Consider the following 13429-nt stretch of genomic DNA (forward strand, 5'->3'; position numbering starts at 1 on the left):
AGGTTTGGAAGACTGAGTAACTAAATCTAACCACTTTCTTGAGATTCTATAGGAACTTGAGAGGCTCCTATGGCTGACACATCAATCGAGTGGACTGACGCAACGTGGAATCCGGTCGCCGGATGTACCGTGCTGACAGCTGGATGTACAAACTGCTACGCAATGCGGATGGCCGCCAGACTCGATGCGATGGGCGCTGAAAAATACAAAGGGCTTACTCGCAAGAGCGGAGGCAGAGCCGTTTGGACCGGGAAAATTCGTCTCGATGAAAAATCACTCGATGCGCCGCGATCATGGTCGAAGCCGCGCAAGGTCTTTGTGAATTCTATGTCCGACCTGTTTCACGACGATGTGCCAGTCGAGTTTATCCGTCGTGTCTGGAAGGTGATGCAAGACACGCCGCGCCACACCTATCAGATTTTGACAAAGCGCCCGGAGCGGATGGCGCAGATTCTCAACCATCCGGGCTTTTCCGTACTTCCGAATGTGTGGCTTGGCACAAGCGTCGAAGATGGCCGCGTTCTCAATCGCCTAGATGCGATTAGAGCCGTGCCGGCAGCAGTGCGGTTTGTATCGCTAGAACCACTCATTGGATCTGTTGCCGCGGGCGACCTACGAGGAATTCATTGGGTGATCGTTGGCGGGGAGAGCGGCCCGCGCTCACGCGAGATGAAACTCGAATGGGTAGATGAGATCGAAGCTATGTGCCGGCGGTCAGGGGCAGCATTCTTCTTTAAGCAGTGGGGCGGGAAGAACAAGAAAGCAGCTGGCCGCCTACTTCGTGGTCGAACTTTTGATGAGATGCCGCTTCGGGTCTAAAAGATGACTCCCGATATTCGTTGCCAAGCCGATTGCTTTTGGCGTCTTGTTTGAGATGCAGAGGAAAAGCGAGAACATCTGTGGCCCTTTGCGAACGGGCAATGCCAACGGTTTGAGAACTTTACTAAATATGGTGCTGAGCCTCTTCTGAACATAAGCTTCAAGTCCGCGTGGGTCCAAGTCCCTTCGCCGTTCTGGAATGGCACCCAGCAGGTCGGCGGCCTCAACAGGATATAACTCCGACTCCCACGCTGCAGAGCCGAACATACGCGTAAGCGCAGCACGCTTAGATTCATCGATATCCGGTAGGCGACGCGTTGCCTGTCTAAATAGACCTGCTAGTGGGAACAAGAACCAAACGTCAATTGCTTCTGTTGAAGCAAGTGCTTCTAGTGTGGACCATTCGACCTCCATTCCGTATGGGTCAAGGAAGACCACAGCTCTCTTGTCATCCCATCTGTTGTTGTCCACCAGTTGTCGCAGTGCTGTATTGGCATCTTCTTCCGCGACCACAATCTTCCGCTGAAGATTGTGTGCAGCTAGATCGTTTAGTGCAGCTACGTAATTTTTATTCTTTTCGATAAATACGAGAAAATCGAAGAGTGGGCGCGTATCGATAGCAATTTGAGCCGAGCCGCGCCGGCGCTCAACCACCTCGTCGGCTGGTGCCTCAACTAGAGAGGCTCCCTTTCGCTCTGTTCGCACTGTGCGACTGCCTGTCCCAGCGAAGGCGTCGATGTACCAAAGGTTCTTAAAGTGAGGCCTTAGAGCGGTCGTGAATGCACGTAGATATCCTTCAATGATGGATAGCTTGAGTTCGGTGTGCTGACCTCCAAACTCGTGATCGATCATCTACAAGCCCCACTCGGAGCCTCCCCAGACCCTCAAGTTAGAATGCCTCAACCAGTACGCGAGAACAAGATTGAACTAACTTTTTAGCTGTTCACCAGTTGACACCTTTACGGATCAGACTATATTCCTTCCGTCCTACTCACGAGGGGCGCTTCTCGAGGGCGCTTTCGAAGTGGAGTTTGGATGCGGCGCCCGCGGACGTGCCTCGCAAGCACGGACTCGGGAGGTCGGGGGTCACCGTCCGGGCCCACTACGGGGCTCTGCCGGAAACGGCTGGACGGGTGCGGGTGAAGGCAGGCGAAAGCCTGACCGGAACGGAGGACTTTCATTAGTCCTGCCCAGTACCCGGAAGCGCGGTCCCTCGAACAGAAAAGCCGCGATGGCGCGCCGAAAGGCGATGCGCGGATCGCAAGGGCCTTCGCAAGGCCGAAGCGAAACGCGAGAACGACCCAATTGCGCCTTTCGGCGCGTCATCCCCCTCATTTGTCGCGGGGGAAAATCGGTCCACCCGCTTTGCGCCACGGGCGCGATACGGACGGCGCGTGGGCGGTGGTAAGATTTTCCCTTTTTGCTGGACGTGGCTGTTTGACAGGTGAATCGGTGCGTGAGCGCGTGAGGCGTGTCCTCTTAACCTCGCCCCGCTCTCTGCGGGGAGAGGTCGGAGACGGCGCGAAGCGACGACTCCGGGTGAGGGGCGTGGCACAAGGCCTCCGCGAAAGGATCACTCTCGGATCGGCAACGCTCTTCGTACAGAACGACCCGCGAAGACCGCGCATCTGTTGCGCATCGTGCATGGCCCCTCACCCGAAACCTTCGCTGCGCGAAGCTTTCGACCTCTCCCCGCAAAGCGCGGGGAGAGGTGAGAATGGAACCGCGTTTCCCTTACGTTAACTTCTGCGTAACCGCCCCTTAAACCGCGGAGGCTAGGCTCGCGGTATCGGGTGGCGTGGTGTTTGCGTATGGCGTGGGGCAAGAAAAAGAGCGGGCGCAAGGAGCCGACCTTTGGGCTCGGTGCGGCGCTGTCGGATCTGCGCCTCACGGCGGATGATCGCGTGCCCGGCGGCGGCGATGACCGGCCGAAGAAAACGCCCAAGCAGGCGCCGAAACGCGAAAGCTCAAATGGCGGCGGCGACAAGCCGCGCAAATCCCGGACATCCAGCAAGGCGCGCAGCTCCGGCGGCCTCGGCAAAGGCGTCAAGCGGCTGTTCTACTGGGGCGCGGTGCTCGGCCTGTGGGCGGCGATCGCCATTGTCGGCGTCGTGATCTATGTCGGCGCGCATCTGCCGCCGATCCAATCGCTGGAAATTCCGAAGCGCCCGCCGACGATTCAGATCGTCGGCATGGACGGCACGGTGCTGGCGACGCGCGGCGAACAGGCCGGCGCCAATGTGTCGCTGAAGGATCTGCCGCCCTATCTGCCGAAGGCGTTCATCGCCATCGAGGACCGGCGGTTCTATTCGCATTACGGCGTCGATCCCATCGGCATCGCGCGCGCGGCGGCGACAAACCTGATGCATCGCGGCGTGTCGCAGGGCGGCTCGACGCTGACGCAGCAGCTCGCCAAGAACCTGTTCCTGACGCAGGAGCGCACCATGGCGCGCAAGCTGCAGGAAGTGGAGCTGGCGTTCTGGCTGGAGCGCAAGCATTCCAAGGCGGAGATCCTGGAACTGTATCTCAACCGGGTCTATTTCGGCTCCGGCGCCTACGGCGTCGAAGCTGCGGCGCAGAAATATTTCGGCAAGCCGGCCAAGAACGTCACGGTGGCGGAAGCGGCGATGCTGGCGGGCTTGGTGAAGTCACCGTCGCGCCTCGCCCCGAACCGCAATCCGGAAGGCGCCGAGGCGCGCGCCAAGGTGGTGCTGGCGGCGATGCAGGACGCCGAATTCATCACCGCAGCCCAGGCCAAAGGCGCGACTGGCGTGCCGCAATACAACGTCAAGCCGGTCGGCGCCGGCACGGTGAATTATGTCGCCGACTGGATCGGCGAAGTGCTGGACGATCTCGTCGGCCAGGTCGACGAGAGCATCATCGTCGAGACCACCATCGATCCCAAGCTGCAGAGCGTGGCCGAAGCCGCGATCATCGACGAACTCGCTGCGAAGAGCGTGAAGTTCAACGTCACGCAGGGCGCGCTGGTGGCGATGACGCCGGACGGCTCGGTGCGCGCCATGGTCGGCGGCCGGAACTACTCGGAGAGCCAGTTCAACCGCGCGGTGACCGCGAAGCGCCAGCCGGGATCGAGTTTCAAGCCGTTCGTCTATCTCACCGCCATCGAGGCGGGGCTGACGCCAGAGACGATCCGCACCGACGCGCCGATCGATATCAAGGGCTGGAAGCCGGAGAACTACACCCACGAATATTTCGGCTCGGTGACCCTGACCCAGGCGCTGTCGATGTCGCTGAACACGGTGGCCGTGCGGCTCGGCATCGAGGTCGGCCCGGCCAGCGTGGTGCGCACGGCGCATCGGCTGGGCATCGCCTCCAAGCTGGAAGCCAATGCCTCGATCGCGCTCGGCACCTCAGAAGTGTCGATGACCGAACTGGTCGGCGCCTATGCGCCCTTTGCCAATGGCGGCCTCGCCGTCTCGCCCCATGTGGTGAACCGCATCCGCACCGTGGAAGGCAAGAAGACGCTCTATACGCGGCCGGCGGAGACGGCGAGCCAGGTGATCGACGGCCGCGCTGTGGCGATGATGAACACGATGATGCAGCAGACGATTTTATCCGGCAGCGCCAAGAAGGCCGAACTGCCGGGCTGGTACGCTGCCGGCAAGACCGGCACCAGCCAGGATTTCCGCGACGCCTGGTTCATCGGCTACACCTCGCAGCTCGTCACCGGCGTCTGGCTCGGCAATGACGACAATTCGCCGACCAAGAAGGCGACCGGCGGCGGACTGCCCGTGGAGATCTGGTCGCGCTTCATGAAGACGGCGCATCAGGGCCTGCAGCCGCAGCCCGTGCCGGGCCTAGCGCCGTCGAATTCGTTCAGCACCAATCCGATCGGCCAGGCGCTGTCGAGCCTGCTGCCCGGATCGAGCGCACCGTCGCCATCAGCGCCACCGGAACGCGGCTACGTGCCAAGCGCCCCCGTCTATAACGGCTATCGTCCGCAACCGCCGGCGCCAACGCAAACCAACTACCCCGCCGCGCGCCAGCAGCCACAACAGAATGTGCGGCCTGAAGCCGCGAGCGGGCTCGATGGCTGGCTGACGGAGCGACTGTTCGGGAGATAGTGAGCGAGCGTCCCGGACACGATGCACAGCACCGCGGCCGGGACAGAAGCTCAGTCCTGCACGCCGAAGCGATGCAGGTCGTTGCCATGGGTATCGAGCCAGGCCTTGGCACGTTCGGTCGCCGGGCAGATGCGCCCGACCACGCGCCAGAACTTCACCGAGTGGTTCATCTCGACGAGATGCCCGACTTCATGGGCCGCGAGATAATCCAGCACGAAGGGCGGCGCGAGGATCAGACGCCACGAGAACGACAGCGAGCCCTCGGTGGTGCAGGACCCCCAGCGACTCGACTGATCGCGGATCGAGATCCGCTTCACCTTGACGTTCAGCTGCGCCGCATAGCGGTTCGATGCCTTGACGAGATCGGCCTTGGCTTCGCGCTTGAGGAAATCGTGGATACGTCGGTCGATATGCTCGACATCGCCGGCGACGCAGATGATCTTCTCGCCGTTGTCGCGGGTCTCGGTCCATACCGTCCCCCGCCCCGCACGGTGCACGATTCTATGCGGAGTTCCCCGCAACGGAACCGTTGTGCCGTGTTCGAACGGTGCTGCCTTCGGCAAACGACCAAGACGCGCGGCGATCCAGGCGCCATGACGTTGTGCAAAGTCCTTTGCATCGGCCAATGACCCACGCGGCGGCATGGTCAGGATGGCTTCGCGCTCGCTCGGATGAATGCGCAGCGTGTAACGCGTCGCACGGCGGTGCCTGCGCAGGCGTATGGCGAAGATCTGGGAGCCGTGTTTGACGGCAAGCGTGTCTGGTTCGGTGGGGCGGCGGTAGAGAAGTGCGCGGAAGGCCATGTCAGTAGTCCCGGTCGTCAGTAGATCGACCGGATTCTGCCATAACCGCCGCCACGGGAATTGCTCGGCGCAAAAACAAATCATTTGCCCAATATACGGGGTCAAAAGGCGATTTGTCCCCTACCGGATGGGGTCCGGAACAGGAATCTGGATTCAAAAGAACGTTGAATTTCGGAATCTAAGAGTGAATCGCGCACCGCTGCTAGAAATAGGCGGAAAATCCGGTTTCCATGCCTATTTTCAAGGGCTTAGAAAGCGCGCCATCGCAACTCACACGCGATGATCGCGCATTTCAACGATGTTGTTTTCGATTCATCGATGGTGATCGCGCACATGCGATGACGATGCATCGTCACCGCATGTGCGCGTGTTGAATCACTCCGCAGCAGCGGCGCGATGGCGCGCGCTTGCTGCGCTCAGCATGAAGTCGGATACGCGCGGCACGATTTCAGATTTGAATCGCGATCCATTGAACACGCCGTAGTGTCCAACGCCCTTCTGAACGTAATGCACACGACGCTCATCGGGGATCGAACTGCACAACATATGCGTCGCTTCGGTCTGACCGAGGCCGGAAATATCGTCGTTCTCGCCTTCGACGGTCATCAGCGCAACGTTGACGACCTTCGACGGATCAACAGGCTTGCCGCGATGGGTCATCTCGCCCTTCGGCAACGCATGTTTGACGAACACCGTGTCGACGGTCTGCAGGTAATACTCTGCAGTCAGATCCATCACCGCCAGATATTCGTCGTAGAATTCGCGATGCTTGTCCACGAGATCGCCATCGCCCTTCACCAGGTTCTCGAACAGCTTCTTGTGTGCTTCCACGTGGCGGTCGCGATTCATGCTGATGAAGCCGCTGAGCTGCAAAAAGCCTGGATAAACGTCGCGCATGATACCTGGATGCGGAAACGGCACCTTGGTGATCACGTTGTTGCGGAACCAATCCATGCCCTTTTCGGCAGCGAGATTGTTCACAGCGGTCGGATTGCGGCGCGTATCGATCGGGCCGCCCATCAGCGTCATCGACAGGGGCACATAGGGATCGTTCTCGGCTTCCATCACCGACACCGCAGCAAGCACCGGCACGGCGGGCTGACAGACGGCGAGAACATGGACGTTGCCGCCGAGCACGTGGAACATCTCGATCACATAGTCGATGTAGTCTTCGAGATCGAAGCGGCCCGCGGCCAGAGGTACCTGACGCGCATCCGACCAGTCGGTGATGTAGACCTCATGGGTCGGCAGGAAGGCCTCGACGGTACCACGCAGCAATGTCGCATAATGGCCGGACATCGGCGCCACGATCAACACGCGCGGCTGCGGTGCGCGCAGCGGACGCGGATGCTTGCGATCGAAATACAACAAACGGCAGAACGGCTTTTCCCACACCGAGCGAATCTCGATCGGCGTGCGCACGCCGTTCACGTCGGTATCGTGCAGGCCCCATTCCGGCTTGCCGTAGCGGCGCGTGGTGCGTTCGAACAATTCGCAGCCCGCCGTCACCGACTTGCCGAACTCAGTCTGCGAAAACGGATTCAGCGGATTCTGAAACAGCATCCTGGTAGCGTCTGTCATCGCGCGCGCCGGATTGAGCGACGCGTAGGCCATCTCATACATCCAGTACATCGGGGTGGTCAGAGCCGGGCTCGTCTCGGACGGCAGGGCTGGCGGCCTGCCAAATTCACCTATCGGCATCTGTCCTCACTCGTTTAGCATCCGCTTTTGCGCTGCAGTATATACTGGTGTCTGCGTAAGAAAGCGTCAATGCGCCGCACGCATGGCTTTCAGGCCATTGGCGGTAAAAACGGCGGTTATCCCTTGATAAATGGTCTCATTCGCCGCCGGAGATCAACGTTCCGGCGCGCCTGGCGCTGTTCAAAAGCCCAAGAAATATCGCGAATGAAACAATAAACAGCACGACGTTGATGGCCAGCGCAGTCAACATCAGGTCGGCGCGGAAGGTGTGATCGAACAGCAGCGCCCGCATGCCTTCGAACACATAGGTCGGCGGCAAGATCCAGGCGATGTATTGCAGCCACGCCGGCAACACCGAGACTGGATAGTAGACGCAGGCCAGCGGCATCAGCCCGAACATCAGCGTCCAGACGATGCTCTCGGCGCCGAGGCCGTTGCGCAGTACCAGACCCGACACGAAGATACCGAGCGACCAGCTGGTGAAGATCAGGTTGCAGAAGAACGCGATCAGCGGCAGGCCGAGCGCGAACAGGTTGAATTTGAAGAACATTGCGAGAATCACCATCGGGATGATGCCGATGGCGAGGCGGATCAGGCTCATGATCATCAGCGAGATCAGAAACTCGATCGGCTTCAGCGGGCTCATCATCAGGTTACCGAGATTGCGCGCCCACATTTCCTCGAGGAAGGAGATGGAGAAGCCAAGCTGGCCGCGAAACAGGATGTCCCACAGGATCACTGCGCCGATCAGCGTGCCGCCGGCCTGGGCGAAGAACCCGGCATTCTGCGAGATGTAATTCTGCAGGAAGCCCCAGGTGATGATCTGCAGCGCCGGCCAATAGACCAGTTCCAGCATCCGCGGCCACGACGACACCAGCAGATACCAGTAGCGCAGCACCATCGCATTGATGCGATGCATGGCGATGCCGTGTGACCGCTCTACGAGGCTCATGGCGCCTGCTCCCGGTCGCGACCGCGCGCGACGTCGAGGAACACGTCTTCCAGCGTCGTGCGGTTATAGCGCAGCAAAATCTGCTCCGGGCTATCGTCGTCCTCGATGCGGCCCTTCTTCATGATGATGACGCGGTCGCATAGCCGCTCGACTTCCAGCATGTTGTGCGAGGCCAGGAGGATCGTGGCGTTGTTGCTCCTGCGATAGGTCTCGATATGCCGCCTGATCCAGTCGGCCGTATCCGGGTCGAGCGAGGCCGTCGGCTCATCGAGCAGCAACAGCTCCGGCGCATTGATCAACGCCTTGGCCAGCGCGACGCGCGTTTTCTGGCCTGCAGAGAGCTTGCCGCTGGCGCGGTCGAGAAAATCCTTGAGATCGAGATCTTCAGCCAGTTGCGCGATGCGGCCCTTGAGGTCCGGCACGGCATAGAGCTTTCCGAACACGGTGAGGTTTTGCCGGACCGTGAGCCGCATCGGCATATCGACGTAAGGGCTTTCAAAATTCATCCGACCGAGTACTTCGGCTGATTGCGCCGGCATCGCACAGCCGAGCACCGACACCTTTCCCGAGGTCGGCAGCGTCAGCCCCATGATCATGGCGATGGTGGTGGTCTTGCCCGCGCCATTGCCGCCCAGGAGACCGGTGATGCTGCCGCGCGCGATCTTGAACGAGATGTCGTCCACGGCGCAGTTGGTCTTGTAGAATTTGACGAGATGAGCGACGTCGATCGCCGCCGCAGCATTGCGATCAACCGTCGCCGCATGACCTGACTTGGTGTCTTCAATCGTCATTGCTGCCGTTCCATGCGGCATTGTGGCGGCGAAGGCAAGCTTGGGCGCTTCAAGTGGCCGCAGCCCGCATGGGTTTGTGGTCATCGCCCGGGGCGTCTAATGTCCTGATATGACCGATATTTCCGCCTCCGACTTTCGCCAGCCGCGCCGTTATGTTCGCCTCGACACGATCCTGCGTTTGCGCTGGCTCGCGGCGCTCGGCCAGTTGGCTGCGATCTTCGTCGTGGTGCAGGGGCTCGAATACGACGTCGCCATCATTCCCTGCGTGACGATCATCGGCCTGTCGGCGACCCTCAATCTCGTGCTGCAGACGCTGTTCAATCCGGTCCACCGCCTGGAACCGCTCTTCGCAGCTGCCCTGCTCGCGCTCAATATCATCGAGCTCGCGGGCCTGCTCTACTGCACCGGCGGATTGCAGAATCCGTTCTCGTTTCTGTTTCTGGCACCGGTGCTGATCTCGGCGACGGCATTGCCGACGCGGTTCACCATCGCGCTCGGCGTTCTCGCGGCAGCCTCTGCCACCGTGCTGGCCTTCTTTCATCTGCCGCTACCATGGGACTCCGCAGAACCGCTGGTGCTGCCGCAAATCTATCTGCTCGGCGTCTGGTTCTCGATCCTGACTGCCATCGGCGTGACCAGCCTCTATGCATTTCAGGTCACCGAGGAAGCCCGCAAGCTTTCGGACGCGCTCGCCGCCACCGAACTGGTGCTGACGCGCGAGCAGCATTTGACCCAGATCGACGGTCTCGCCGCCGCTGCCGCGCATGAATTGGGAACGCCGCTCTCGACCATCTTCCTGATCTCCCGGGAGCTCGAGAAGAACATCCACAACAACCCGGAACTTGCCGATGACCTGAAGACCGTCCGCGAACAGGCGCAGCGCTGCCGCGAGATTCTTTCCAAGATCACGCAGCTGAATTCGAGCGGCGCGCCATTCGACCGCATGCCGCTCTCGCAGCTGATCGAGGAAGCGGTGGCGCCGCATCGCGACTTTGGCATTGCCATCAAGATACGCATCGCCGTCGCCAACGCCCCGGAACCGGCCGGCATGCGCAATCCGGCGATCCTCTACGGCGTCGGCAATATTCTGGAGAATGCGGTCGATTTCGCGCGGGAGCAGGTCGAGGTGAACGCCTGGTGGAATGCGGAAAGTATCGTGATCTCGATCTCGGACGATGGCCCGGGCATTCCGCCAGACCTGCTGAAGCGGATCGGCGAGCCCTATCTGTCGCGTCGGCGCCCCGCCGAGGAGGGCGAACACCGCGGCCTCGGCCTCGGCGTGTTCATCGCGCGCACGCTGCTCGAGCGTACCGGCGCCAGGGTAACGTTCAGCAATCGTGTCTTTCCCGATCACGGCGCGGTGGTGCAAATCTCATGGCCGCGCGATGCGTTCGAGACCGCGGACCAATTGGCCGATGTCGACTGATACAAGTCTCACTGTCGCGTGAACGCAGCCGACAGTTGCACCTCATTGACAGCTAGACGCGTTTGAGCCAATTTTACCTTGGTTGATACGACCTGCCGGTTGCGCCCTGAACGGGACGGTGAACGTATCGCTTCCTTTGCCGACACCCTTTGTCCGAGCGACCGGGTCAGCAACGCAACCACCTGATGCCTCCTGGTTCGCTCATGCAAAGGACGAAACAGATGCGCGATTTTCGCGATGCAAAAGCTATGGCGCAGACCCTGCGCGAAAACCTCACCACCAAAGCCGTCACGATCAGTCACAGCGAAAGCCTGGAGCTGATATCGAGAGTATTGGGTGTCGCTGACTGGAATACCTTGTCCGCGATGTTGCAAGTCGGTCGAACGTCTCCGGAAACGGCAACCGTCAAGCTTCAAACCGGAATATCAAGCTACCCGGCCATTCCACTGAGAGATCTCGTTCCATTCCCGACAACGACCTACCCGCTTTTTGTCGGGCGGGAGAAAACAATACTCGCTCTGAAAGATGCCTTCGCGCGGCAGCGGGAGGTCGTGCTTGCTATTCAAAAGAACGAAACTGTTGACGAACCTGGCTTCGAGGACATCTACGACATTGGCGTTCTCGCCCAGTTGCTTGAAATTCAAAGGCTTGATGACGGCACGCTCAGAGTTCTGGCACAGGGGCGTCAACGCGTCGTGATTCAGCGTTTCGTAGGCGAGACTGGCTCGTATAGAGCCGATGTTACAGGCGTGAGTGAGGGTCCGATTCCTGATGAGCCCGAACTGATCCAGCAGGCAGTCAAGCGGTTCGAGAGCTACGTTTCGGCTCACGACATTCGCGTGCCACCGATTTGGCCGCCGCTGGAGAGAACCCTCGACCCCGGACGGGTTGCCGACGTCATCGCCTCGCATATCGTCCTGCCTATCAGCGAAAAGCAGAAGCTGTTAGCGACTCTCGACCCTGTAAAGAGGCTGAAAAGCGCCGATGCCCTTATCGACCTGTCGACGCTGCCGCTTTCGTCCGCGCTTCACGCGACACGGCGACGCGCTATCGAATATGCCGACCAGAGAGGCCATCAATATGCAACGTTGGAGCACCTGTTACTTGCACTGGTCGATGACACCGATGCCGCCGCGGTGCTGCGGGAATGCAATGCCGATTTCGGCACGTTGAAAGCCGACCTGATCCGCTACCTCGATAAGGAACTGAAAAATCTGATGATCGAGACCGGCAAGAATGGCCAGCCGACGGCAGCATTTGTGCGTGTGTCTCAGCGTGCTGCGATTCACGCGCAGGAGCTTGGCTGGTCTGAAGTGAGCGGGTCGAACACCCTGCTGGCCATCTTTCCCGAAACAAGAAGTCCGGCTGTCCGCTTGCTTAGCGGACAAGGCATCACCCAGAAACTGGTTGCTGCCTCGATCACTGGAAACACAGGAACGGCCTGACGACGTCCGGACGTCTCGGAGTGTCGTTCACAAATGCCGGCTTGGGCGATGTTGATCGCCAGGCCGGCAAGTGTGTGATGCGCCTTGGTTAGATAGCCGGATCGGGAAACGCCGCGGCCTGCTGCGACGCCCGGCGCTTGACGAAGCCGGCCATGATCAGCGCGACCAGGCCGAGAATGACCGGCGGGAAGACCACGGCATTCACGGTGGGCCAGCCATAATTCGCCAGCAGCTGGCCGGAGGAGAACGAGCCAACCGCCATCAGGCCGAACACCAGAAAGTCGTTGAAGGCCTGCACCTTGTTGCGCTCCTGCGGCCGATGGGTCTCCAGCACCAGCGCGGATGCGCCGATGAAACCGAAATTCCAGCCGATGCCCAGCACGACGAGACAGACCCAGAAATGCATCGCGCTGATTCCGGCGATGCCGATCACCGCGGCGATCGCCTCCAGCGCCAGCCCTGCGGCCACCACCTTCGATGCACCGAAGCGCGCGATCAGCGAGCCCGTGAAGAAGCTCGGCCCATACATCGCCACGATGTGCCACTGCAGGCCGAAATTGGAATCGCTCAGCGTCAGCCCGCAAAGCTTCATCGCCAGCGGCGCCGAGGTCATCACGAGATTCATCATCGAATACGACACCACGCCGCAAATCGCGGCTGCGATGAAGCGTGGCTGCCGCACGATCTCCAGCAACGGCCTGCCGCCATGCATGTCCGCAGGCGCAGGCTTCGGCGCATCCACGGTCGAGAGCAGCGCCATCGCGATCAGGGCAACCACCGCCTGCGCCGCGAAGCTCGCAGCAAACAGATAGGGCGACCAGATATCCATGGTCCATTGCACGAGCTGCGGGCCAAGCACGCCGGCGAATACGCCACCAGCCATCACCCAGGAGACAGCCTTCGGGCGATAGGATGGGCTGGCGCCATCGGCCGCGGCGAAGCGATAGGATTGCGCGACAGCACCGTAGAAGCCGCCGAAGAATGTCGCGCAGCAGAACAGGGCGAATGATGCTTTCAGGATCGCGATGGCGCCGAGCAGGCCGCAGATCGCACCGGCACCACTGCCGATGATGAAGGCGACGCGGCGGCCATAGGCGCGGGAGATCATGCCGACCGGCAGCGTCCCGCAGGCAAGTCCGACGACATAGACCGAGATCGGCACCGTCGCCAGCGAGACGCTGGGCGCCAGTGTTGCACCGACGATGGCGCCGGTGGCGAAGATGACCGCCGAATTGGCACCGCCAAGCGCCTGCGCCGCAGCCAGCCGCATCACGTTGGAACGTGCGCGCGCGTCATCGTGAATCTCTGGTGTAGCCGCGTCGATCATGGGGAAATCCGCCCGGATGTGGCCCGGTTCGTCCCGGGTCTTTATTCGCCACGACTATGACGACCGCCCTGCGGCAGATC

Annotated in this window: 10 protein-coding genes; 4 read left to right on the top strand and 6 right to left on the bottom strand. The window is 60.7% G+C overall.

The annotated features are described in order from the left end of the window. The first annotated feature begins 69 nt into the window (after positions 1-69). The gene (locus BLW80_RS22475) at positions 70-819 is read left to right on the top strand and encodes a DUF5131 family protein (RefSeq protein WP_093759745.1); all 750 of its coding nucleotides are present in this window, start codon (positions 70-72) and stop codon (positions 817-819) included. Here the strand turns inward: BLW80_RS22475 and tcmP are convergent. Then, on the bottom strand, positions 775-1671 hold the full coding sequence (tcmP, locus tag BLW80_RS22480) for a three-Cys-motif partner protein TcmP (protein WP_093759747.1): 897 nt from the start codon (positions 1669-1671) through the stop codon (positions 775-777). The genes BLW80_RS22475 and tcmP overlap by 45 nt on opposite strands. Before the next feature lie 959 nt (positions 1672-2630). Between tcmP and BLW80_RS22485 the strand changes: the two genes are divergently transcribed. Then, on the top strand, positions 2631-4904 hold the full coding sequence (locus BLW80_RS22485; RefSeq protein WP_093759749.1) for a transglycosylase domain-containing protein: 2274 nt from the start codon (positions 2631-2633) through the stop codon (positions 4902-4904). Between the two features lie 50 nt (positions 4905-4954). Here the strand turns inward: BLW80_RS22485 and BLW80_RS22490 are convergent, their stop codons facing one another. From BLW80_RS22490 to BLW80_RS22505, 4 genes are all read right to left on the bottom strand, one after another. Next, positions 4955-5791, bottom strand: coding sequence for a M48 family metallopeptidase (locus BLW80_RS22490; protein WP_089262719.1), 837 nt, complete (start codon positions 5789-5791; stop codon positions 4955-4957). A 291-nt stretch (positions 5792-6082) separates the two neighbouring features. Then, a complete protein-coding gene (locus BLW80_RS22495; RefSeq protein ID WP_089262721.1) occupies positions 6083-7408 on the bottom strand; it encodes a polyhydroxyalkanoate depolymerase in 1326 nt (441 codons plus the stop codon). A 136-nt stretch (positions 7409-7544) separates the two neighbouring features. Further along, positions 7545-8360, bottom strand: coding sequence for an ABC transporter permease (locus tag BLW80_RS22500; RefSeq protein ID WP_093759751.1), 816 nt, complete (start codon positions 8358-8360; stop codon positions 7545-7547). Continuing rightward, complete coding sequence (locus BLW80_RS22505; RefSeq protein WP_093760075.1) at positions 8357-9151, bottom strand: ABC transporter ATP-binding protein; 795 nt, start codon at positions 9149-9151, stop codon at positions 8357-8359. Before BLW80_RS22505 ends, BLW80_RS22500 begins: the two co-directional genes overlap by 4 nt. A gap of 109 nt (positions 9152-9260) precedes the next feature. On the opposite strand from BLW80_RS22505, the gene BLW80_RS22510 reads away from it, so the two are divergent. Both BLW80_RS22510 and BLW80_RS22515 read left to right on the top strand, forming a co-directional pair. Continuing rightward, positions 9261-10577: an ActS/PrrB/RegB family redox-sensitive histidine kinase gene (locus BLW80_RS22510; RefSeq protein WP_089262725.1), complete on the top strand. Its 1317-nt coding sequence runs from the start codon at positions 9261-9263 to the stop codon at positions 10575-10577. A 221-nt stretch (positions 10578-10798) separates the two neighbouring features. Further along, positions 10799-12022, top strand: a complete 1224-nt coding sequence (locus tag BLW80_RS22515; protein ID WP_093760077.1) for an LON peptidase substrate-binding domain-containing protein — start codon at positions 10799-10801, stop codon at positions 12020-12022. An 88-nt stretch (positions 12023-12110) separates the two neighbouring features. Here BLW80_RS22515 and BLW80_RS22520 read toward each other — a convergent pair whose 3' ends face one another. Further along, positions 12111-13349, bottom strand: a complete 1239-nt coding sequence (locus BLW80_RS22520) for an MFS transporter (protein WP_093759753.1) — start codon at positions 13347-13349, stop codon at positions 12111-12113. Positions 13350-13429 lie beyond the last annotated feature (80 nt).

It is taken from the genome of Tardiphaga sp. OK245 (genome assembly GCF_900108575.1).
GTDB lineage: Bacteria > Pseudomonadota > Alphaproteobacteria > Rhizobiales > Xanthobacteraceae > Tardiphaga > Tardiphaga robiniae.